24 protein-coding genes and 1 tRNA gene are annotated in these 22193 nt (G+C 63.9%); 18 read left to right on the top strand and 7 right to left on the bottom strand.

Features of this window, described 5'->3' with window-relative positions:
* The first annotated feature begins 31 nt into the window (after positions 1-31).
* Positions 32-295, top strand: coding sequence for a DUF3039 domain-containing protein (locus tag FVP60_RS02635; protein ID WP_147824704.1), 264 nt, complete (start codon positions 32-34; stop codon positions 293-295).
* 91 nt (positions 296-386) lie between these two features.
* Here the strand turns inward: FVP60_RS02635 and FVP60_RS02630 are convergent, their stop codons facing one another.
* Positions 387-1715 carry a nicotinate phosphoribosyltransferase gene (locus FVP60_RS02630; RefSeq protein WP_147824703.1) on the bottom strand — a complete coding sequence of 443 codons (1329 nt, stop codon included), beginning with the start codon at positions 1713-1715 and terminating at the stop codon, positions 387-389.
* Between the two features lie 72 nt (positions 1716-1787).
* Here FVP60_RS02630 and murI point away from each other — a divergent pair, with 72 nt between their 5' ends.
* From murI to FVP60_RS02610, 4 genes are all read left to right on the top strand, one after another.
* Positions 1788-2663: a glutamate racemase gene (murI, locus tag FVP60_RS02625; protein ID WP_147824702.1), complete on the top strand. Its 876-nt coding sequence runs from the start codon at positions 1788-1790 to the stop codon at positions 2661-2663.
* Positions 2656-3387: a ribonuclease PH gene (gene rph, locus FVP60_RS02620; RefSeq protein ID WP_147824701.1), complete on the top strand. Its 732-nt coding sequence runs from the start codon at positions 2656-2658 to the stop codon at positions 3385-3387. The genes murI and rph overlap by 8 nt, the downstream gene beginning before the upstream one ends.
* Complete coding sequence (gene rdgB / locus FVP60_RS02615) at positions 3384-3983, top strand: RdgB/HAM1 family non-canonical purine NTP pyrophosphatase (protein WP_147824700.1); 600 nt, start codon at positions 3384-3386, stop codon at positions 3981-3983. The genes rph and rdgB overlap by 4 nt, the downstream gene beginning before the upstream one ends.
* A 90-nt stretch (positions 3984-4073) precedes the next feature.
* Complete coding sequence (locus tag FVP60_RS02610; protein ID WP_147824699.1) at positions 4074-4991, top strand: cation diffusion facilitator family transporter; 918 nt, start codon at positions 4074-4076, stop codon at positions 4989-4991.
* A gap of 113 nt (positions 4992-5104) precedes the next feature.
* Here FVP60_RS02610 and FVP60_RS02605 read toward each other — a convergent pair whose 3' ends face one another.
* Positions 5105-7513, bottom strand: coding sequence for an ATP-dependent DNA ligase (locus FVP60_RS02605; RefSeq protein WP_246132430.1), 2409 nt, complete (start codon positions 7511-7513; stop codon positions 5105-5107).
* A gap of 45 nt (positions 7514-7558) precedes the next feature.
* On the opposite strand from FVP60_RS02605, the gene ku reads away from it, so the two are divergent.
* Positions 7559-8389 carry a non-homologous end joining protein Ku gene (gene ku / locus FVP60_RS02600; RefSeq protein ID WP_147824697.1) on the top strand — a complete coding sequence of 277 codons (831 nt, stop codon included), beginning with the start codon at positions 7559-7561 and terminating at the stop codon, positions 8387-8389.
* Positions 8390-8415: 26 nt separating this feature from the next.
* Here ku and FVP60_RS02595 read toward each other — a convergent pair whose 3' ends face one another.
* Together FVP60_RS02595 and FVP60_RS02590 are read right to left on the bottom strand one after the other, a co-directional pair.
* Positions 8416-9135 (bottom strand): DedA family protein, encoded by a 720-nt coding sequence (locus tag FVP60_RS02595; protein ID WP_147824696.1) that lies wholly within the window; start codon positions 9133-9135, stop codon positions 8416-8418.
* A gap of 45 nt (positions 9136-9180) precedes the next feature.
* Positions 9181-9262: transfer RNA gene (locus FVP60_RS02590), tRNA-Leu, on the bottom strand.
* Positions 9263-9395: 133 nt separating this feature from the next.
* Between FVP60_RS02590 and FVP60_RS02585 the strand changes: the two genes are divergently transcribed.
* Genes FVP60_RS02585 through FVP60_RS02575 form a run of 3 tightly spaced genes read left to right on the top strand, consistent with a single transcriptional unit; the run spans position 9396 to position 12330 of the window.
* Positions 9396-10526 (top strand): TadA family conjugal transfer-associated ATPase, encoded by a 1131-nt coding sequence (locus FVP60_RS02585; RefSeq protein ID WP_246132429.1) that lies wholly within the window; start codon positions 9396-9398, stop codon positions 10524-10526.
* A complete protein-coding gene (locus tag FVP60_RS02580) occupies positions 10523-11386 on the top strand; it encodes a type II secretion system F family protein (RefSeq protein ID WP_147824694.1) in 864 nt (287 codons plus the stop codon). The genes FVP60_RS02585 and FVP60_RS02580 overlap by 4 nt, the downstream gene beginning before the upstream one ends.
* A complete protein-coding gene (locus tag FVP60_RS02575; protein WP_147824693.1) occupies positions 11383-12330 on the top strand; it encodes a type II secretion system F family protein in 948 nt (315 codons plus the stop codon). Before FVP60_RS02580 ends, FVP60_RS02575 begins: the two co-directional genes overlap by 4 nt.
* 57 nt (positions 12331-12387) lie before the next feature.
* Here FVP60_RS02575 and FVP60_RS02570 read toward each other — a convergent pair whose 3' ends face one another.
* Positions 12388-12927: a hypothetical protein gene (locus tag FVP60_RS02570; RefSeq protein WP_147824692.1), complete on the bottom strand. Its 540-nt coding sequence runs from the start codon at positions 12925-12927 to the stop codon at positions 12388-12390.
* Between the two features lie 227 nt (positions 12928-13154).
* On the opposite strand from FVP60_RS02570, the gene FVP60_RS02565 reads away from it, so the two are divergent.
* The 6 genes from FVP60_RS02565 to FVP60_RS02540 all read left to right on the top strand — a co-directional run bounded on the left by FVP60_RS02565 (position 13155) and on the right by FVP60_RS02540 (position 16488).
* Complete coding sequence (locus tag FVP60_RS02565; protein WP_147824691.1) at positions 13155-14459, top strand: hypothetical protein; 1305 nt, start codon at positions 13155-13157, stop codon at positions 14457-14459.
* A 35-nt stretch (positions 14460-14494) separates the two neighbouring features.
* The gene (locus FVP60_RS02560; protein ID WP_147824690.1) at positions 14495-14980 is read left to right on the top strand and encodes a hypothetical protein; all 486 of its coding nucleotides are present in this window, start codon (positions 14495-14497) and stop codon (positions 14978-14980) included.
* 66 nt (positions 14981-15046) lie between these two features.
* Positions 15047-15226, top strand: a complete 180-nt coding sequence (locus FVP60_RS02555) for a hypothetical protein (RefSeq protein ID WP_147824689.1) — start codon at positions 15047-15049, stop codon at positions 15224-15226.
* Positions 15226-15624 (top strand): TadE/TadG family type IV pilus assembly protein, encoded by a 399-nt coding sequence (locus FVP60_RS02550; RefSeq protein ID WP_147824688.1) that lies wholly within the window; start codon positions 15226-15228, stop codon positions 15622-15624. The genes FVP60_RS02555 and FVP60_RS02550 overlap by 1 nt, the downstream gene beginning before the upstream one ends.
* Complete coding sequence (locus FVP60_RS02545; protein WP_187240533.1) at positions 15575-16039, top strand: TadE family protein; 465 nt, start codon at positions 15575-15577, stop codon at positions 16037-16039. The genes FVP60_RS02550 and FVP60_RS02545 overlap by 50 nt, the downstream gene beginning before the upstream one ends.
* A complete protein-coding gene (locus FVP60_RS02540) occupies positions 16036-16488 on the top strand; it encodes a hypothetical protein (protein ID WP_147824686.1) in 453 nt (150 codons plus the stop codon). Before FVP60_RS02545 ends, FVP60_RS02540 begins: the two co-directional genes overlap by 4 nt.
* Positions 16489-16504: 16 nt before the next feature.
* On the opposite strand, the gene FVP60_RS02535 is transcribed toward FVP60_RS02540, so the two are convergent.
* The gene (locus FVP60_RS02535; RefSeq protein WP_147825478.1) at positions 16505-17488 is read right to left on the bottom strand and encodes a LacI family DNA-binding transcriptional regulator; all 984 of its coding nucleotides are present in this window, start codon (positions 17486-17488) and stop codon (positions 16505-16507) included.
* Between the two features lie 140 nt (positions 17489-17628).
* On the opposite strand from FVP60_RS02535, the gene FVP60_RS02530 reads away from it, so the two are divergent.
* Complete coding sequence (locus tag FVP60_RS02530) at positions 17629-18543, top strand: carbohydrate ABC transporter permease (protein ID WP_147824685.1); 915 nt, start codon at positions 17629-17631, stop codon at positions 18541-18543.
* A 68-nt stretch (positions 18544-18611) separates the two neighbouring features.
* Entirely contained in the window at positions 18612-19613 is a 1002-nt protein-coding gene (locus FVP60_RS02525; protein ID WP_187240532.1) for a beta-galactosidase, read from the top strand.
* 17 nt (positions 19614-19630) lie between these two features.
* Here FVP60_RS02525 and FVP60_RS02520 read toward each other — a convergent pair whose 3' ends face one another.
* Positions 19631-20875, bottom strand: a complete 1245-nt coding sequence (locus tag FVP60_RS02520; protein WP_147825477.1) for an MFS transporter — start codon at positions 20873-20875, stop codon at positions 19631-19633.
* A gap of 155 nt (positions 20876-21030) precedes the next feature.
* On the opposite strand from FVP60_RS02520, the gene prfB reads away from it, so the two are divergent.
* The gene (gene prfB, locus FVP60_RS02515) at positions 21031-22143 is read left to right on the top strand and encodes a peptide chain release factor 2 (protein ID WP_147824683.1); all 1113 of its coding nucleotides are present in this window, start codon (positions 21031-21033) and stop codon (positions 22141-22143) included.
* Positions 22144-22193: the final 50 nt, after the last annotated feature.

The following is a 22193-nucleotide window of genomic DNA, read 5'->3' as shown; positions in this document are numbered from 1 at the left end:
ACGAGGCTCAGCACGGTTTAGAATCGACTCCATGAGCACGCCCTTAGATTCTCCCGATACCGGTGGCACCGCGCTTCTTGACCGTGAGCTCGAAGAGCTGCTGAAAGAAGAAACGATTGAGCCGGGCGATCACGAACGCTTCTCGCACTACGTGCAAAAGGAGAAGATTCTGGAGTCGGCGATGACCGGCAAGCCGGTGCGTGCGCTGTGCGGCAAGAAGTGGACTCCGGGGCGTGACCCTGAGAAGTTTCCGGTGTGTCCGCAGTGCAAAGAGATTTACGAATCGCTGCGATAAGCGCGATAAGCGCGATAAGCGCGATAAGCGCGAAAAGCCGAAGGGCGGGCCAATTTAGGCGCCGCCCTTCGGCTTTTCTGTTGGTCGCTCGCTAATCTTCGGCGTCGCGATAGACGGTCGGAATTGCCGGATCGCTCTTGCTGAGCGCAAGACCGCGAACGGGAAGCTCCTCGCGCACGCGAGCGTGGTGCGCGCGAGCCAATTCAACGCCAGCGGGCCCCTCATACTGCGAGTCGAAGTCGCCGCCCTCGGCAAATGTCACCTGCAGCGCACGCGCATCGGGCACGGCGGCGGCCGTTGCGACCTGCTCGAAGCCATCAGAAACGATGACCAGTTCGCTCGTGGCTTTGCCGTATTCCAGGGTGCGAAACGCCGCCTTGCGGCCACCCATCGATGACTTGTCTTGCGATGCCTTGGCAACACCCACCCAGCCGCCATCGGTGCCCTGGCGCGCCACCAGCTTGTACACCATGCTTGCCGTCGGGTAGCCGGAACCAGTGACAACGGAGGTGCCGACACCGTACGCATCGACGGGGGAGGCGGCGAGGGCGGCGATCGCGTACTCGTCGAGGTCGCTGGTCACCGTGATCTTCGTGTTGACGGCGCCAAGACTGTCCAGCTGTTCCCGGGTGGCCTGGGCGACCGTTGGCAGGTCGCCGGAGTCGAGCCGAACCCCGCCCAAATTGGTTCCGGCGACACGGATGGCGGTCTGAACTCCGGTGGTGATGTCGTACGTGTCAACGAGGAGAGTGGTGTCGACGCCGTTGTTGGCGATCTGGGAGCGGAAAGCGTCTTCTTCGGAGTCATGCAGCAGCGTCCACGCATGGGCGGCTGTTCCCATCGTGGGAATTCCCCAGCGGCGCTGCGCCTCCAGGTTGCTGGTGGCGCCGAAACCGACGATATAGGCGGCGCGCGAGGCGGCAACGGCCGCTTCTTCCTGTGCGCGCCTGGCTCCCATCTCGGCGAGCGGGCGGTCGCCTGCGGCGATCGACATGCGCGCCGCGGCCGTCGCGACGGCCGAATCGTGGTTCAACACGCTCAACGCGAGAGTTTCCAAGATGACGGCCTCAGCGAATGTGCTCTCGATGGTCAAAATGGGGGAGCCCGGAAAGTACAACTCGCCTTCGCGGTACCCGCTGATGCGGCCGGTGAAGCGATAGTTCTCGAGAAAGGTGAGGGTCTCATCACTCACCACCCTGTGATCTTTCAGAAGGCGCAACTCCGCCTCATCAAACCGGAAGTTGCGCAGCAGCGAGATCAGGCGCCCGGTACCTGCGACCACGCCAAAGCGACGGCCGCCAGACAATCGACGCGAAAACAGCTCAAACACACACGAGCGCTCTGCGGTTCCGTCTCGCAATGCTCCATCGAGCATGGTGTATTCATAGCGGTCGGTGTACAGCGCAGTCGATGCGTTCATGACCGAAACTCTACCGATATCTCGCCCGTAGCCGCGGGCACGTGAGGCAAAGCCGCGTAGGCTGGAGTCATCATGAATGACGCGCCGATCGGAATTTTCGACTCCGGGGTGGGCGGTCTCACGGTGGCGCGAGCCGTCGGTGACCAGCTTCCCGGCGAATCCCTCATCTACATCGGTGACACCGCGCGTACCCCGTACGGGCCCAAGCCCATCGCCGATGTGCGCCGCTACTCGCTAGAAATCCTGGACGCACTCGTTGATCAAGGCGTCAAGATGCTCGTGATCGCGTGTAACACCGCATCCGCCGCCGTGCTTGCCGACGCACGCGAGCGCTACGAGGTTCCGGTTATCGAGGTGATCGGCCCGGCCGTACGCACGGCGATGTCGACGACGCGCAATGGGCGCATCGGGGTGATTGGCACCGCCGGAACCATCTCCTCTGGCGTTTATCAAGACATGCTGGGCGTCAACGTCAACCTCACCATTCATGCGCAGGCGTGCCCGCGGTTTGTGGAGTTTGTCGAGGCAGGTATCACCCATTCGCCCGAGTTGCTCGCCGTTGCCGAGGAGTATTTGGCGCCGCTTCGCCATGCCGATATCGACACCCTCGTGCTGGGTTGCACCCACTATCCGTTTCTCAAGGGTGCGATCAGCTACGTGATGGGCCCGAACGTTTCGTTGGTCTCCAGCGACGTTGAAACGGCAAACGACGTGTACCGCCAGCTGGTGTCTCGTGACCTTCTCGCCAGCCCGCACGTGGTTCCGACTCGCTCGTACGAAGCCACCGGAACCTCGGCCGACGAATTTCTTGCGCTCGCGCATCGCCTCATGGGCCCGGGCGTCAACGACGTCAAGCTCGTGCAGACCGGCGCGATCTCGACCGTTGCACCCGCCGCCCCGGCATCAGTTACGACCCCAGCCACCGACCCGAAAGTTTCTCATGTCTGACATCGTTCGCGCCGATGGGCGCGCCACTGACCAGCTTCGCGAAGTCACCATCGAGCGCGGCTGGAGCGCGCATGCCGAAGGCTCCGTGCTGGTGAGCTTCGGCGGAACCAAGGTGCTGTGCACCGCGTCATTCACCAACGGTGTGCCGCGTTGGCTCGTCGGCAAGGGCAAGGGATGGGTGACGGCCGAATACGCGATGCTGCCGCGCGCTACCAACACCCGCAACGACCGTGAGGCCGTCAAGGGCAAGATTGGTGGCCGCACGCACGAGATTTCACGTCTGATCGGCCGCGCCCTGCGTGCCGTGATCGACACGAAGGCGCTGGGCGAGAACACGATCGTCATCGACTGCGACGTTTTGCAGGCCGATGGCGGAACCAGAACTGCGGCGATCACGGGAGCGTACGTGGCGCTGGCCGATGCGATCGAGTGGGGTCGCGAAAAGGGCTTCATCGCGAAGAAGTCGACGGTGCTGTTTGACTCGGTCGCGGCCGTTTCGGTTGGCATCATTGACGGTGAGCCGATGCTTGACCTCGCCTACGTCGAAGACGTTCGCGCCGAAACCGACATGAACGTCGTGGTGACCGGCCGCGGCCTGTTCGTTGAGGTGCAGGGTACGGCTGAGGGCGCACCGTTTGACAAGCGCGAACTTGACCGCCTGCTCGACCTGGGCGTTGCCGGCTGCGCCACGCTGCGTGACAAGCAGGCCGAGACGCTGGCATGAGCCGCGTCGTACTGGCCACCCACAACCCGCACAAGGTTGAGGAGTTCGCCGCGATCGTTGCGGCGCACCGCCCAGACCTTGAGGTCGTCGGCTACAACGGCCCCGAGCCGGTGGAAGACGGTGTGACGTTTGCCGAGAATGCGCTGATCAAGGCGCGCGCGGCGGCTGCCCACACCGGGCTTGCCGCGTTCGCGGACGACTCGGGCATGAGCGTTGACGTGCTCGGCGGCGCCCCCGGAATCTTCTCCGCGTACTGGGCAGGTCATGCCAAAGATGCCATCGCCAACCGTCGATTGCTGCTTGATCAGCTCTCTGACGTTGTGAAGCCCGAGCATCGCCGCGCGCAGTTCCGCTCCACCATCGCGCTGGTGCTGCCGACGGGTGAGGAGTTCACCGTGGAGGGTGTCTGGCACGGCGCACTGGCAACCGAAGAACGGGGCGAGAACGGCTTCGGGTACGACCCGGTTTTCGTGCCCGACGTGAATGGTCAGCCCGGAACGCTCGCGGCCGCGGAGCTCTCGGCGGAGGAGAAGAACGCGCAGTCGCACCGCGCTCGCGCCTTCGTCAACCTGGTTCCGCTGCTTTCTCGCATCTGAGCGCATCTCTGCGGCGATACTGAGAATCGCAATCATTCCCGACTAGCGGGATTTGGTTCCGCCCCGCGCAGAACGTGTCACGCTTTAAGCATGCACGATCACGCATCGGCCGGAATTCGCGGCGCCAGCAACAAACGACTGCTCGCGCTGTCGTTGGCGATCACGGCGACCATCATGGTGGTGCAGATCATCGGTGCGATCCTGTCGGGATCGCTCGCCCTGCTCGCCGATGCCGCGCACATGTTTGCCGACACCAGTGCGCTGGTGATCGCACTGATTGCGAGTGTGGTGGCGCAACGCCCCGCCGATGATCGCCGCACGTTTGGCTACCAGCGTGCCGAGGTGCTGGGCGCCCTGATCAACGGTGTGCTGTTGTCGGCGCTCGCGATTTGGGTGGGAGTCGAGGGCGTGCGCCGCCTGATCGAGCCGGCTGAGACGGAGGTTGCTGGCACGCTGATGCTGATTGTGGCGGCGGTTGGCGCCGTGGCGAACGGCGTATCAATGTGGCTTCTTTCGCGCGCGCAGCGTGGTTCCATCAACGTGCGCGGCGCGTATCTCGAGGTCATGGGAGACCTGATCGGCTCGGTCGGCGTGATTATCGCCGCGATCATCATTGTCACGACGGGCTTTATGCCAGCCGACGCGATTGCGTCGCTGTTTATTGCCGTGATGATTGTTCCCCGTGCCTTCGTGCTGCTGCGAGAGGTGACCGCCGTGCTGTTTGAGGGAGCTCCGAAGGGGATGAGTGCAACGCAGATTCGCGAGCACCTGCTCTCGTACGACGGCGTGCGGGCCGTGCATGACGTACACATTTGGCAGCTCACGCGCGGCGCGCCGGTGTTTACCGCCCACGTTGTTGTTGACGCCGAGCTCATCACCCGGGGCGAGTCGGCCGCGCTGCTCAGCCGGCTGCAGTCATGCCTTGCCCAGCATTTTGACGTCGAACACTCCACATTTCAGCTCGAGCCCGCCGGCCACGGCGAAGACGCCGACACTCTGCACCGCTGACCCCTCGCCCCCACCCCCGTGCGCGAAACACATTCTGGTCGGCGAGAAACATGCGGCCCGGTGGGGTTTCGCCGACCAGAATGTGTTTCGCGGGGGAGAAGGGTGGGAGCGGGTTAGGTTTCGCGAGTGATGTCGGCGGGGTTGCGGTCGTCGCGTAGGCCGCGCCAGCGCGCGTGGCGAAGATGCGCGCTCGGGCTCCACTCGGCAAACTCAACCTCGGCGACGCGTTCCGGGCGTAGCCAAATCGCGTCGCGGGTGTCGGCGGTCGGAACATCGACAAACGGATTCTCGTCGGTCACGAGTGGCGCGAGTGTGTCGAGCAGGCGCCGCAACTGACGCTCCGAGAGGCCCGTGCCGACCCGGCCCGCGTAGTGCAATCCGGCGGGCGTCTGCACGCCAACGAGAAGGGAGCCGATGGTTCCACTTCGCGACCCCTTGCCCGGGCGCAAACCTCCCACCACGACGTCTTGAGTATGGGTCAGCTTGAGCTTCAACCAGTCGTCAGAGCGTTGCCCCTCGCGGTAGATGGAGCGCGGATCTTTCACCATCACGCCCTCCAGCGCCAGTTTGCGCGCGGTTGCGATGGCGGCGGCAACGTCGGTAAAAACGGGCGGAACCTGCAGGCTGTCGCCGGAACCTGTGGCAAGCGCCTCGAGGTGTGCGCGGCGTTCGTGCAGGGGAGCGGTGGTGAGATCGCCCTCGTCGTTGAGGGCATCAAACAGCAGGTATTGCACCGGTGTGCGGCGCTGTTCATGCGCAATTTCGGTGGCGGAGGTGAGATGCATGCGGTTTTGCAGAAGCGAAAAGCTGGGCCGATTGTTTTCATCGAGCGCGACGATTTCACCATCGACCACGGCGCGCGATGACGCAAACACGACGGCGCCGCGCGCGGTGAGTTCGGGGTAGCGATCGGTGATGTCGGTGCCGCTGCGGGCGTAGAGCCGCAGCCGGTCGTTTTGCCACACGCCGAGCGCACGCACGCCGTCCCACTTGAACTCAACCCACGGTTCCGTCTTGCTGCGGCGCACGAGCGCTGCGGCCAGCCCCTCGGTTCCGTTCACCGCCAGCATGGGGCGCGGAATCACGGGCGCTGCGGCAGGGTCGATCTCGACGCGGCGCTTGCTGACCGGTGTGGTGGCGGGTTGGGGCGTGCCATCCGCCATGGTTTTGGCGCGGTGCAGCAGCCAGGTGGCTTTTTCGCCCTCGCCGCCGGTGCGCACCAGCACGATGCGGGAGGTGGCAACCGGCCCGCCGTGATCGGAATGCAGGGTGACGATCACCTCGTCATCGCGCCACTTCTCGGTCTCATAGGTGCCCGAATCCCAAATCCACATGCGGCCGGCGCCATATTGCCCGCGCGGAATGGTTCCCTCGAACGCGGCGTATTCGATGGGGTGGTCTTCTGTTTGAATCGCGAGCACATTGGTTTGTGGGTCGGCGGGTAGCCCCTTGGGCACGGCCCAACTCGTGAGCACGCCGTGACGTTCGAGCCGCAAGTCCCAGTGCAGGCGGGTTGCGTGGTGCTCGTGGATGACGAAACGGGTGCCCTCGGCGGGCGCCGAGACGGAACCATCGGGCAGCGGCTCCGGGGTCTGCCCGCGGTTGCGTAGCGCGCGGTAGGTGGCGAGTCGGTCGGGCGGTGGGTCAAGGGCCGCGAGCGGATCGGGCTGCCCCAGACGTTCGAGCACCTCGTCGAGGGTTAGTTGCTTCAGCGACGGGTCACTCAGTTCGTTCCAGGTTCGCGGCGCGGCCACGAACGGGAGCAATGTGCCGCGGAGGGAATATGGTGCGATCGTGGTCTTGGAGGCGCTGTTCTGACTCCAGTCGAGAAACACCTTGCCGTCGCGGCTGGCCTTGGCCATTGTGCTCACCACGAGGTCGCGGTTGTCAGCCTCGATGGCCTGCGCAAGGGCGTGTGCGAGCGCGGAGATTTCGTCGCTGGTCTGGTTGCCGGTAAGGGGAGCGTAAAGGTGAAGGCCCTTGCTGCCGCTGGTGACGGGGTACAGCTCTAGCCCCATGCCGCCGAGAATCTCGCGGGCAATATTCGCCACGATCGCGCATTCGGCGAGGCCGACGCCGGGCCCGGGGTCGAGGTCAAGCACGAGACGGTCGGGGTTCGCGCGCGAACCATCAGACGCAAACCGCCACTGCGGAACGTGAAACTCCAGGCTCGCCATCTGAGCGAGCGCGATGAGGGTCGCCCGATCGTTGATGAGCGGGTAGGCCTTTTCGCCCTTGGAATGGTCAATGCCGCGGGTGGGAATCCACGTGGGGGCTCCCGGCTCCAGCTGTTTGGTAAAGAACGGCTCTTCGGGCGCCGCCGTGGTTCCGACGCCATTCACCCACCGTTTGCGGGTGACGGGGCGACCGGTGACGTGCGGAACCAGGCGATCAGCTACCAGCGAGTAGTAGTTGAGTACTTCGCCCTTGGTGGTTCCGGATTCGGGGTACAGCACCTTGTCGAGGTTGGTCAGACGCACACGGCGGCCATCCACACGTACGGTCTGATCACCCGGGCTCACATGATGAGGGTAGCCCTCGGCGGGTTTCACGTGTGTACTTATGGCATGAGGTCGATTTTTAAAGGTGCGATTACCTTCGGTCTGGTGAATGTGCCGGTGAAGGTATATTCGGCGACGGAAGACCACGACGTGTCTTTGCATCAAGTGCACTCGGCCGACGGCGGGCGCATTCGCTACCAGCGCGTCTGCGAGCTTGATGGCGAGGTGGTGCCCTACGCCGATATTGATCGTGCCTACGATGACGGCGAGCAGACCGTGGTGCTGACCAAGGCTGACCTCGCGTCGCTACCGGCCGAGAAGTCGCGCGAAATCGATGTGTTGGAGTTTGTCCCGAGCGATCAGGTCGACCCGGTGACGTTTGATCGGCCCTACTATCTGGAGCCGGACTCTGCCTCGCCGAAGGCCTATGTGCTGCTGCGCGAAACCCTGAAACGCACCGACCGCACGGCGATCGTGCGCTTTACGCTGCGGCAAAAGACCCGGCTTGCGGCACTACGGGTGCGTGGCGATGTGCTGATGTTGCAGACCCTGCTGTGGGCAGACGAGGTGCGTGAGGTGTCTTTTCCCTCGCTTAACGACGAGGTGAAGATCTCCGACAAAGAGTTGGAACTTTCGGCCTCGCTGGTTGACGGCTTTTCGGCTGACTTTCAACCCGAGGAGTACGTCGACGAGTATCAGAAAGAGTTGCGCACGTTGATTGAGGCGAAGCTCGAATCGGGCGACGCCGTCGATACCGACGCGACGTTCGGTGTGCAGGAGCATACCGGCGGCGAAATCATCGACCTGATGGAGGCGCTGCGAGCGAGCGTGGAGCGCACGCGCGCTGCCCGCGAAGAGGCCGCGGAACCAACGGGCAAGAAGTCAGCGGCAAGCTGACGCGGGCGGTTGCCACGCAACCTGACTTACTCGGCGACTGTGGTGGTTCCGTCTGCTGCTGCTTCAGCGGCCTCGGCGGCGCGCTCCTTGGCGGCTTTGCGGCGCTCGGAGAAGTAGTGCCAGGCGGTGACGATGACGGTGGCGGCGACGGCTCCGAGCAGAATCACGTCGATGTATTCGGTGACGAAGTCGCCGAGCCCGGGCACAAAGCCGATGCCGTAGCCGAGCATCGTGAGACCGAAGCCCCACAGCACCGCACCGATGAAGTTGTAGAGCGTGTAGCGGTGCCACGGCATGTGGCCGACGCCGGCCGCGACCGGAGCAAACGTGCGCACCACCGGTACCCAGCGCGCGACAATCACGGTGAGTCCGCCGAAGCGTTCGAAGAACGCATTGGTGCGTTCGACGTTTTTCTTACTGAACAGGCCAGATTCTTTGCGTTCAAAGATCGTGGGGCCGCCCTTGTGCCCGATGAGGTAGCCCACTTCGCCGCCGATAAAGGCGGAGAGCCCGATGAGGAGTGCGACCCACCACACGCTGATGCCGAAGACGCCGTTGGGGGCGACGGCGCTGGTGTGTGAGAGCAAGCCCGCCATGATGAGCAGGGTGTCACCCGGCAGCAGAAAGCCGACCAGCAGACCGGTCTCGGCGAACACGATGAAGCACACCACCAGCAGGGCCCACGGCTGCGAATTCGTGATGATCAGCGCCGGGTCGAGCCAGGGGATGAGAGAAAGTTCGTGCACCGGATTCCTGTCGTCATTCTGTAGGCAAGGGCCGATTTGCAATTGTGCGGAAGGTGGGACTTGAACCCACACGCCGTGAGGCACAGGAACCTAAATCCTGCGTGTCTGCCAATTTCACCACTCCCGCGTGCCACCATTCTATGGGGTGTACGGAGAGATTTTTGCACGGCGATGGCCGCTCGCTGGCGGCGGGTGTGGGCGCGGCATCACCCTGTGGAAAATTTGCGCGGGTCGGGTGGCTGGCAAGCAATGATGCTCGCGTGAGCAGTGTGACGGCGACGGTGGCAGAGCGGGTGCGCGATCGATTGCGCAGTGAGCAGTCAAACCCCGCAGAAGACCCGCAGCGCGCCAGCGATATTGCCCGTGATGAGGTGCGTTGGCATAACGATGTCGCTCCGGCGCGCGGCTGGCGGGTGCTGGATGACGAGGCCCGCGCGATTCGAGAGGTGCTCGCGGTGGTGAGTGGCTTCGGTCCGCTGCAGCCGTATTTTGATGATCCCGAGATTGAAGAAATCTGGATCAACTCGCCCTCGCACATTTTCGTGGCGCGCAACGGAACCCCGACGCGGCTCGATCTGGAGCTGACAGAAACCGAGGTGCGCGACATCGTGGAGCGCATGCTACAGGCCACCGGGCGGCGCGTTGATCTTTCACAGCCGTTTGTTGACGCCTCGCTGCCCGACGCGCGCGTACACGTGGTGATTCCAGACATCACGCGCAAGCACTGGTCGGTCAACGTTCGCAAGTTCCTGAGCCGGTATCGCACGCTTGACGGATTGGTTGAGACGGGCTCGCTGCCGAAAGATGTGGCGCGACGTCTCGCCAAAGCGATGCGCGAGGGGGCTTCTGTCATCGTTTCGGGGCCGACACACGCGGGAAAGACGACGATGCTCGGTGCGCTGATTGATGCGTGCCCACCGGAGCACCGCATCATCACCGTTGAGGAGACGTTCGAACTCGCGATCGATGCCCCCGATGTTGTCGCGATGCAAGGGCGCCAGCCCAGCCTTGAGGGCACGGGTGAGGTCACGCTGCGCCGTCTCGTGAAGGAATCATTGCGCATGCGCCCCGACCGCATCGTGGTCGGCGAGGTGCGTGACGCTGAGGCCCTTGATCTGCTGCTAGCCCTCAACACGGGAGTCCCAGGCGCCTGCACTGTTCACGCCAATTCGGCCGACGAGGCACTCAACAAGCTGGCCGCGCTCACGATGCTCGCCGGTCGCAACGTCGAGCGCAGCTTCGTCATGCCGATGCTTGCTGCAAGCGTCGATCTCGTCATTCACTGCGTTCGCCAGGCCGATGGTTCCCGCCGCGTTGCCGAAATTCTCGCGCCCTCGGGCGTTGATGGCGAGCGAATCGTGTCGAAGTCGCTCTACCGGAGTGCGCCGTGACCTGGCTGTGGGGTTTGGTTCTCGGCGCCGGGCTCGTGCTGGCGGCGTCGCCCTGGCTGTGGCCTGCGGGCACACAGCCTCGCGTGCGGCCGCATCGCGCGAGCCGTCTCGACGCGCTCGCGGCCGAGGCGGGTGCCCCACGATTGAGCGCACCGCTGATTGTGCTGTTGAGCCTGGCGAGTGCCCTGGTGGCGGGCGCGCTCGCGCTGGTGATGACACGCCTCCCGGTGGTGGCGCTTGTTGCGGCGGTCGCCGGTCTGGCCGCGCCGATCATGATTCTTCGCGGCGCGCGACAGCGGCGCCTGCAGTCACGCCGAGCGCTCTGGCCCGATGTGTGCGACCTTCTCGTTGCCTCAACCCGCTCGGGTATGAGCCTGCCAGAGTCCGTCGCGAGTCTTGCCGATGTGGGGCCCGAACTTCTCCGCCCCAGTTTTCAACGGTTCCGTGCAGATTTCGCCGCCTCCGGCCACTTTGACAGCAGCATTTCTCGGCTCAAGGACGAGCTTGCTGACGCGACTGCCGACCGAATCATTGAGACCCTGCGCATGGCGCGGCAGGTCGGTGGTACCGAGTTGCCGCAGGTGTTGCGCGCGCTGTCGGCGGCCGTGCGCGCCGACGTCGCGGCGCGCGGCGAGGTGGCCGCGAAGCAGTCGTGGGTGCGCGCCGCGGCGATTATTGCGGTGATCGCACCGTGGGCGATTCTCGGCCTGCTGAGTCTGCGCCCGGAGGCGGCGCGCGCGTACGCGAGCCCCGGGGGCTTCGTGTTGATCGTCGCGACCGCGATCATCTCGGTGGTCGCCTACCGTCTCATGAGCCGTATCGGGCGGCTGCCGGAACCACGGCGGTGGTTTGGATCATGAGCGTTGCGATGAACATTGCCGTCGCCGTGCTTCTCGGGGGAGCGCTCGGCATCGGACTGTGGAGCCTGCTTGCCGCGTTGCCGCGTTGGGGTGCGGAACCACTGGTGCGGCGCGTGGCGCCATACGTTCGTGACGTGTCTGATCCGCACGGTTCTTCACTGCCGACGGTGGCGCCAGCCGATCCTGCCGCGTTTATCGTTCGCGGTTTTGCGCGGTTGTGGCGTGCCTTTGTCGCGGCGATTTCACGGGTTTGGGGTGTCTCCGATGCGCTTACCGCGCGTTTGGCGCGCGCCGGGTGGGGGTTCACTGCCGCGCAGTACCGTGAGCGTCAGCTTGGTATTGCGCTGGGCGCGGCGCTCGTCGGCGCCGTGCTGGCGGTTGCGGTGCGCGTGGCTGGCAATCCGTCCCCTGCGGTCGTGATTCTGCCGCTGCTGACGGCGGGAGCTGCGGGCATCGCGATGGAGTTCACCCTCTCCCGTGCGGTGACGCGGCGCCGGGCACGCATCAGCGACGAATTGCCTACCGTGTTGGAGTTCTTGGCGCTGTGTCTCTCCGCCGGCGAGGGCCTGCTTGATGCGATCCGCCGCACGGCAAACGTGGGCGTCGGCGATCTTTCCGCGGAGTTACGCCGCGTTGTCCTTGCCGTCGGAACCGGTTCACCCCTTGCCGACGCGCTCGCGGCGTTCTCCGCGCGCGTTGATGTTCCTGGCGTTCAACGCGCCGTCGATCACCTCGTGGCGGCGCTGGAGCGTGGTGCTCCGCTCGCCGCGGTGCTTAAGGATCAAGCCGCCGATGCGCGCGACGATCACAAACGCACACTGCTGGAAAAAGCCGGTCAAAACGAAGTCTTGATGCTGGTTCCGCTCGTGTTCTTGATCTTGCCCCTGTCGGTGGTGATCGCCGTCTTCCCGGGGATCGCGCTGCTGGGAACGGGGTTCTCGTAGTTTGCTGGCCGCGTTGAGAGGGGGTGGTGGCCCAGCGGCGGTGGGGAGCCGGTGTCGCTAGTTGCTGCCCTTGACGTAGCTGCAGTTCACAGAGCCGGCGCGCTCGTCGGTTGCAACGACACTGCCGTCTCGGCTGAGCTCACACGAAATGACGACAGTGGGGTCCGTCGTCTGCGCCCCGATCGAAACCACTTGAGCATCGGACATCAGGGTGATTGTCTTGCCTGATGCCCAGCGCTCTTCGGTGAGTTTTGTGCCGTCCTTGATCACAACGTCGATTTCCGCCGTTGACGTGACGGTGAGCTGGTACGTGGCCTGTGACCCGGAACCTGTAGCGAACGAGATCGCAAGGCTGGCAACCACGGCCACGAGGGTCACGATCGATACGACGATCGCCGTTGGGCGTCGCTGGCCATCTTTTCGAGCCGCGACGGCGAGAACGACTGCGACGGCCGCGAGGATCAGTGGGAGGCCGAATGCTGCCCAGAAGGGCAGGTGCAACAACCAGCCCCCAACGAGGGTCACGAGCCCCACGATCGACAGCGTAACGCTAGCGGTACGGCGTGGCGATGACGCGCGCTCTACATCCCAACTCATCATTTCCTCCCGTTGAGCTTCTGCGAGTGTAGCCGAACCGGATGTAGCGGCATCTACGGACCGAGCTCCCACAGAATCGTGCTCGGGTCGGCTGGGAATTCCCGCAATCCCGGGAACCGGGGCGGCGGATTCTGGGGAATTTGTGCGAGAGTGAGGTCGGTGCCCATCGCAGTGGAGCATCAAGACAACGCGCGCGCATTCGCGGGCGACACGGAGGGGGCGTTTACATGGGCTACGGAGAGCTCGACAGCATGATTGGCCAGCTCAAGCGGGCCGCCATCGACGCGTACATGGCTGACGACGGGTTCTATCCCGACCTTGCATCGGGAGACGCGTTCTACTCGAAGTGGGGATGGGCGCCCAACAGCTACGACAGGCCCGACGCGAGTGGCGAGGGTGGGGGAGGCGTCACAAGCCCCAATCCCTGGGCCGACAGCATCTCTTTTGACGGCATCCGCTCGCGTATCGACAACGCTGTCGACAAGTGGAAGGGCCTGCCTGACGGCTCGGGCGCGAGCTCGTACAAGTCGGCAACGGCAACTGCCGCCTCGACGCTCGGCGCATCGGGGAGCGGCGCTTCTGTCGCTGACGACGGTGAGATCATGACGGCGTCAAACACGGCGGGTGATCTGCTCACGCAGAATCTGGTGGCCTCGTTTATTGAGCCGATGCTCGACAAGTACTATTCGCAGTTCAAGGGTGTCGCCCAAAGCATCGGCGCGGCCGCCGCGATCCTGCAGATGAACTACACGATGCAGTCGGGCATGTGGAACAGCATCCGGGAAGACGCGTTCACCATCGTCGAGAGCGCGAAGACCGCGTGTGCGCAGTACGCAGACTCCAGGTCGGCGGCCTCGCTCAAAGTCACGCTGGGAGTCGTGGCAACGGTCGCGGCGGCCGTTGCTACAGTTGCGACCGCCGGAACAGCGGCACCGCTCGTTGGCGCCATGGTGACGCTGTCGGCAGCTGCCACCACGGCAATCTCTGCAATCGACGCCGACGCATCTGTCGAGGGCGCGAGCTATGACGAGATTGTGTCTTCGTTCGAGGACGCGCTGGAAGCACTTCGCACGGCGATCAATGATCAAGAGGCTGAGGTGAGGAAAATGCTGAGCGGTGCGCTCAGTGCGATAGACGCGGACCGCGGCGGATTTGACCTCGATCACTACAGGATCAAGACATCCGACCCCAACTTCGCCGATCAAATCGTGATGGTGCGACAGCATACCAACGTGGTATCGAGCAACATGCAACGCGTGATCGTGGCTCTGGAGGCGGCGAGTTCGACGTTGGGAGCGCCCCCCGGAGCGGATCCCACCCCTCGCGACTCACGCATCTCGTCGGGCACTCATTCCTATGCCCAAAGCCTGTACGCAGACACCGAGCACGCGCTGAGGTCAACCAAGGACGAATACGCGCTCGGCAAAGAACTGTTCGATGCCGAGGTGCAGAACCACTTCAACACCGACGCTGCCAACAGGCAAACCGTCGAACAACTCGCTGCCTCAGAGATTCTGACAAGCGACGCCTGAGCGTCACTCGTCATCAACGATTGGAACGTGAGCTAATGGAAAGTCGTGTACTTGGCGCGATCAACCTCATCGGCGGGCCGGGTGGCGCCATCTTCGAAACCTCCGCAGAAATCGGCGGCTCAACCCTGCCATTTCGGCTTGAGCTTGACTATCCCGGGCGATTCGATGAGCGCCAGCTCGAACAGTTGGACGACATTCTTCTGGGGTGGGAACGCATCGACGCGATGGCAGAAGAGTCGTTGACGAAAGCGATGGAGAATCCGGAGTCTGCGCCGGCACAGCTGTTTCAGCTGTGGGAAGACGAAGATCCGCAGCGCGCGGGCAAGACGAGCCAGTTTCTCGCCGAATTGCAACCGCTGAGCGTCACCGTTCTGTGGGATATTGACGGCATCCACAAAGACCGGATTGTGATGCCGTACAGCTATTCGCCGTTGGCCGAGAAGGTAACGCTTCGCTTCAAAGACCGTATCGGCGTAGAAATCGATCCGGCACCACGCGGAGGTTACCAACCCCTCCGTTGAGCATGCTCGAGGGGCACCTGTGGAGAACTTTGGTCGCGCCCTGGAGATCGGTCGCAGACTGTGGGCATGTCGAAGTTCACTCGGGCTCTGCGGAGCAAACTCTACGATCAGTCCGGCGATGTGCCTGGTTGGGTTTTGGTGACGTTGATGACGGCGGCGCTCGTTGTTGCGCTGTGGTTTCTCGCGTGGCCGGCCTTTGAAGGGCTCTTCAACGACACGATCGAAAACATGACAAACGTGGGCTGATGAGCCTGCACAAACGCGGGCTCGCGGGCGCGCGATCCGAACGCGGATCAGCGCCAGCGGAGTTTGTGATGGTTGGGCTGCTGCTCACCTTTCTCACGCTCGCGATCGTGCAGTTGGCGCTCGGGCTCTACATTCGAAACGTCGTGCAAGACGCCGCGATCGACGGGGCATTTCATGCCGCCCTTGCCGACACCACCGTCGCCGAGGGTGAAGAGCGTGTGCTGACCATCGTGTCGCGCGCGGTGAGTTCGGCCGTACTGCAGGGAGTGCAGGGGAGTGAGAGCGACGGAACCATCACCATGACGGTGCAGGCGACGTTGCCGCTGCTGGGGTTTTGGGGAGTGCCGTATGGAATGGAGATCAGCGCTCATGCGCCGGCTGAAACGCTTGATCGCTGACCAGCGCGGCTCTGCCTCACTCGAATTCATCGGCGCTGGCGTCTTGCTGCTGGTTCCGCTCGTCTACCTCATCATTGCGCTCGCCCAGATTCAGAGCCACACGTTCGGCGTCGACGCGGCCGCCCGATACGCCGCACGCGTGCTCGCGCAAAACCCGGCCGAAGTTGACCTCGTTGGCAGCAATGTCGCCATCATCGTCGAACAGTACGGGCTACCGGCCGACCGCGTGCAGGTATCGATCACGTGCGCGGACCCGGGCCCATGCCCATCGCCGGGCGGGCTCGTCACCATCACGGTCACCGCAGCATCGCCGCTGCCCCTGATGCCCGACTTTCTCACCAGCAATGGTGGCGCGTCCGTCACGCTCACAGCCTCCAGCACTCACCGCGTCTCGGAGTACGGGGAGGCGCCGTGAGTCGCCGGCTCAGCGCACAAGAGCGCGTCCGTTCCGTCGCTCGCGACGAAGCCGGTTCCATCCTGCCGCTGGTTTTGGGTTACGTGCTTTTGGCGATCGCGCTCATCATCGTGACGACGGCCGCCACCAGCGTGTACATCACCCAGAAGAAGATTGACGGTATCGCTTCGGCCGCAGCGCTTGCGGGTTCTGACGGCTTTACGCTGACCGTCAGTGATGGTGAAGCGGTCGCATTGCTCACGAACGACGATGTGTGGAACCAGGCTGCTGCCGTGGTCGGAGCCTCGGCAGACGACGTGGTGCTCGTCAGCGCCCGCACCGAAGATGGTGTGACTGCCATCGTTGAGGTCAGCACCGAGTGGCACCCGCCGCTGATTTCAGCACTCCTGCCCGACGGCATCACCCTTACCGCAACCGCGACAAGCCGCACCGCCCTCGACGACGATTAACGCCGCTGCGCGGGCGTTACCCGCGTGGGGCCGCGGTGCTCGCCCGCTCGATCAGTCGCGTTGCGATTGGGGGAGCCTCGCCGTCTGTTTCGCCGTCGATTTCGCGCATCAGCGCGTCAACGGCGCGCTCGCCGACGGCGGCGAAGTCTTGCGAAATTGTGGTGAGGGGCGGCCAGAGGTTTGCGGCCTCCGGAATATCGTCAAAGCCGACGATGCTGACGCGCTCGGGAACGCTGATGCCCGCCTCGTGGAACGCCCGAATCAGGCCAATCGCGATCGCATCGCTGGCGGCGAAAATCGCGGTGACATCGTCGTGTTCACGCAACTGCACGCCGGCGGCGTAGCCAGAATCTGCCGACCAATCGCCGGTAATCACCGCGGGCACGGCCCGTTCGTTCTCGACCAGCGTGCGGCGCCATGCCTCTCGACGGCGCTCGGCCGAATAGGACTCGTCCGGTCCAGATACATGCCACACCGTCTCATGCCCCAACGACAACAGATGCTCGGTCGCTTGACGTGCCCCCATTGCCTGGTCGGTATCGATGTGCGCGTGCTCGCCGCGCTTGGTGGAGTCGACCACAACAACGGGCAGCCCGTCTGGAATCTCCAGCTCGGCGCCGTTCAACTCATGAGCCTCAATGATAATCACGATGCCATCAACGGCATGCTCGGTGAGGCGGTTAAAGGCTCCGGTCACGGTCGATTGAGAGACCGTTTCGACTGGAATGAGCGTGAGTGCGTACCCGGCCTGCGCCGCGCGCGAGGCGATCGCATCGAGCGTTCGCATATTGCCGTAGGAGCTGAGTGAAAACATGATCACACCGATGGCGTGAAAGCGCCCCGAGCGCAGTGCCCGCGCCGCGCTGTTGGGGCGGTAGCCCAGCTCGGCCATTGCGGCCTGCACTTTTTCGCGGGTGGCTGCTCCCACGTAGCCCTTATTGCGCACCACGCGAGACACCGTCTGCGCTGAGACGCCGGCCACCCTGGCGACATCTTCCATCGACGTCTCGCGAGGGCGATCAGCTGAGAGCTCTATCGACACGCGCCACCTCCCGTTTGTGTTGACGTTGACATGTTACCCCGACATCGCATATGTTGACGTTGACACATCGGCAACGAATCGCCGGAGAGGATCAGTCAATGGTGACGACAACCACAGTGCAGCCCCCGCCGCTGCTCGCCAGACGCCCGCGCGCAGACTGGCGCGGCTGGGTGTTCGTCGGCCCGTTCATGGTGGTATTCGCCCTGATCTTTCTCGCCCCGCTGGTGTACGCCATCTGGCTCAGCCTGTTTCGAGAACAACTCGTCGGCGGCACCTCCTTCGTCTGGCTCGATAACTACATTCAGGCAGCAAGCGACCCCAAGTTCTGGGAGGGTTTCGGGCGCGTTCTGCTCTTCCTGCTCGTGCAGGTTCCGATCATGCTGGCCCTCGCCCTCGGCGCCGCCCTCGCCATCGACAGCGATCGCCTGCGCGCCAGCTCCTTCTTTCGCATCATCGTCTTCTTGCCCTACGCGGTGCCGGCCGTCGTTGCGGTCTTGATGTGGGGCTACATCTACGGCGACCAGTTTGGCCTCACCGCCAATATCAACGACCTGCTCGGCATCGAGGCGATCACCCCGTTTGCCCGCGAATGGATCTTGGTGTCGATCGGCAACATCGTGACGTGGGAGTTCGTCGGCTACAACATGCTGATCTTCTACTCCTCCCTCAAGACGATTCCTGCCGATCTGTATGAGGCGGCAGCCATCGACGGCGCCGGAACCTGGCGCACCATCGCGGTCGTCAAGCTCCCCGCCCTACGCGGTGCGCTCGTGATCGCCACGATTTTCTCCATCATCGGCAGCTTCCAATTGTTCAACGAACCCAACATCTTGAGCCCGCTGGCACCCAACGTCATCACGACTTCGTTCACGCCCAATATGTACGCGTACAACCTGTCGTTCGCCGGCCAGCAGTTCAACTACGCCGCCACCGTCGCCATCATCATGGGCATCATCACCGCGGTGATCGCCTATGTGGTGCAGTTGCGCGGCTCCCGCCAGGAGGTGAGGTGAGGTGACCCTCTCAACCGGAACCAGTGCGCGCGAAACAGCGCCGGTCACGAACGCGACAACCACGGCGATTGTATCCGGCTCGCCTCGCCCTCGACGCTGAGCGCTGGCCCCACGTCACTCACGCGTGCACCAATTTTGGCCTCACAAACGGTGCCAACGATCGCGGCCGGTACCTTCCGATCGTCACCTCCTACGACTACGACGCGCCCCTGGATGAGGCCGGGCGGGTGACCGAGAAGTTCCGGCGTTTTCGCGAGGTCATCTCCAACTACGCGCCGGTTCCGCCGTGGGATGCCGACCTTCTGGGGCCGGAGGCAGCGGAACCAGCGGCGGAACCATCGCTGGCAAGCGTCGTGATTGACGTGCCGCTGCAGCCGGCCGGCAACTGGGCGCCGCGTGAGGCTGACGCGCCTGTCACGCCGCACCCGCCGACGTTTGAAGAGCGCGACCACCTCAGCGCCATCATGCGATACGACGTGGCGTTGGGGGAGCGGTGGGAGGGGATTCGCACCCTCGCCTTTGCCGAGGTGCGCGATTTCGCACGCGTGTTCGTCGACGGCGTGCCGGTTGGAACCATATCCCGCACGCGAAAAGAGCGGAGCCTGCAGATTGGTGCCGGACGCCAGCTCACAGTGATCGTGGAGGAACAGGGTCGCGTCAATTACGACCACAGACTTGGTGAGCACAAGGGTCTCATCGGCCCGGCAACCCTGGACGGCGTGGAGCTCACCGGGTGGGCCACGACCCCGATTGATGTGGCCGACGTGATTCAGCACCGGCGTACGCAGGAGGCAAACCCAGCCGAGCCCACCGCGTGGAGCGCGACGTTTGAGCTCGACACTCTGGGAGACCTGTTCTTGAACACCTCGCAGTGGGGAGAAGGGTTCGTTGCGATCAACGGCTTCTTGCTCGGTCGCTATCGCGCCACCGGGCCGCAAGAAACACTGTTCGTGCCGGCAGCAGCGCTCATCGCGGGGGAGAACACCGTCACGGTGCTTGAGCTTGCCCACCTCGCCGCCGCCCGGGCGCGGCTACAAACCACACCCAGCCTCGGTGACACGGTCGAATAGGTGAAGGAGCGGGCGCGCTACTCTCGCCCCGCCGGGCGCGGCACAAAACGCGGAATGTAGCGCGCAAAGCCCACAGCGCCAAAGATGCCAAGCACGCCCATCGCGGCGGCCGCGACCGGGAGGGATGCCACCGCCGTAATGCCGGTGATCACAAGAGGCGCGAAGGTCGCACCGCCATCGGTCATCATTCGCCACGAACCCAGATACGGTGCGGGGTCGTGCTGCGGCGCGGTATCAGCGCCGAGGGTGAGCAGAATGCCGCTCGAAAGACCGTTGCCGACGCCCAGCATCATCGCAAAGGCGCCAAACCACATCGTCGCGTGCGTGAGGTCGTGAGTGAGGGAGAGGGCGAGAAAGCCGACGGCCATCAGCACCGTTGCTGGCAACGCCGCCCACAGCCGCCCGAACCGATCCATCACCTGACCGCTGGCATAGAACAACGCAAAATCAATCGCGCCCGAAATGCCGACGATCAGCGCGATCGACTGCGCATCCAACCCCAGCGAAACACCCCACAGCGGCAGCAGCGCTTGGCGGGCTGAACGCAGGCCAGACAGTGATGCCGCGGTGAGCCCCAGCCGAAACAGCACCGAACGATGGTTCAGCATGGTGCGAAACACGCCCTCATGCGACGCGACCGTCGGCACGCTGCCAGTTGAAATCACTTCGCCGGTATCGGCATCTTCTGTCGATGTGCGCGTGAGCGACGGTTCCGGTGCGCTCGCGGCAGCCTTCTCCGGATCGGGGCCAAACGTCACGAGTGCGATCACCGCGACAGCGCATGCCACAAAAAACCAAATCGAGGCGTACTCGGTGCCGAAAAGCGCGAGCAGCGCGGCCGACACGAACGGCCCGATAAACATGCCAAAACGAAAGGACCCGCCCAGCAGACTGAGCGCGCGGGCGCGGAAGTACAGCGGCACGCGCGTGGTCATGAAGGCGTGGCGCGCCAAACCGAAGGCGGAGGCGGAAAAGCCGATGATCAGCGCAGACAGCATCAAGACGCCGAGGCTGGGGGCAAAGAGCAACACCAGCGTGCCGACCAGGGTGATCGCCGACGATGCGATCATCGTGATGCGCTCACCGAATCGCGCAACGGCCCACCCGGCAGGCAGGTTGCCGCAGAGCTGGCCGATCACCAGTGCCGTGACCACGAGCGATGAGACAGCCAAATCGGCACCCATCTTGGTCGCCAGCACCGGCAGCAACGGAATAACAGCGCCCTCACCGAGGGCGAACAGAATCGTCGGGCCGTAGATCATCGGCGCGAACCGCTTGAGAATGTCTCCGGTACTGGCGCTTTCGCTCACGTGCGTATCCTCACCGTCGAGCCGCTGGTTCCGTCGACCGCCTCGACTATTGGCTCCAGCCTATTCTCGCTCGCGGCGACGCTAGCGGGCGGTAGGCTGGGGAGGTCATGCTCGAACTTGATTTGTCTTCAGAAATCGCCGCGGTGCGATCCACGTTCTCCGACATCCTTGCGGTGGTCGACGTCGACGCGCTCCAGGCCGAAATTGCGCGCCTCAGCGAAGCAGCCGGCGCGCCCGACCTCTGGGACAATCCCGAAGAAGCACAGAAGGTCACCAGCGCGCTGAGCCACCGCCAGTCGGAGTACGCCCGCGTCAGCGGTGTGCAGCGCCGCCTCGACGACCTCGACGTGCTGATCGAACTCGCCAACGAGATGGAAGACGAAGACTCGGCCGAGGAGGCTCGCAAGGAGCTTGCCGACCTCACGCAGGTCGTCAACCAGCTCGAAGTGCAGACTCTGATGGACGGCGAGTACGACGACCGCGGCGCCGTGGTCACCATTCGCTCCGGCGCCGGTGGCGACGACGCCACCGACTTTGCCGAAATGCTCATGCGCATGTACCTGCGGTGGGCCGAGCGTCACGGCTACAGCGTGAAGGTCATGGACACCTCATATGCGGAGGGTGCTGGCATTAAGTCGGCCACGTTTGAGGTCACCGCTCCCTACGCCTACGGCACCCTGTCGGTTGAGGCCGGCACGCACCGCCTGGCGCGCATCAGCCCCTTCGGTAGCGCAGACAAGCGCCAGACGAGCTTCGCGGCCGTTGAAGTTATTCCGGTGATGGAAGAGGCCGTCGAAGTCGACATTCCCGAGAACGACATTCGCGTTGATGTGTTCCGCTCCTCGGGGCCCGGCGGGCAGTCGGTCAACACCACAGACTCGGCCGTGCGCATCACCCACCTTCCCACCGGAATCGTGGTCTCGATGCAGAACGAGAAGAGCCAGATTCAAAACCGCGCGGCCGCAATGCGCGTGCTGCAGACCCGCCTGTTGCTGCTTCAAAAAGAGGCAGAAGCGGCGAAGAAGAAAGAGCTGGCCGGAACCATCACCGCAAGCTGGGGCGACCAGATGCGTTCGTACTTCCTGTACGGGCAGCAGCTCGTCAAAGACCTGCGCACCGGCTTTGAACACGGCAACCCGGCGGTCGTCTTTGACGGCGACATTGATGGCCTGATCTCGGCGGGAATCCGCTGGCGCAAGCGCAAAGACGACGACGACTGATTCTCTGCGGGTGAGTGTCGCGCGTAAATACGCGCAGATTCCGGCTTAGG

The organism is Microbacterium mitrae (assembly GCF_008017445.1).
GTDB classification, from domain to species: domain Bacteria; phylum Actinomycetota; class Actinomycetes; order Actinomycetales; family Microbacteriaceae; genus Microbacterium; species Microbacterium mitrae.
The sequence above is the reverse complement of the archived record's forward strand: the minus strand, read 5'-3'. Positions and strand labels throughout refer to the sequence as shown.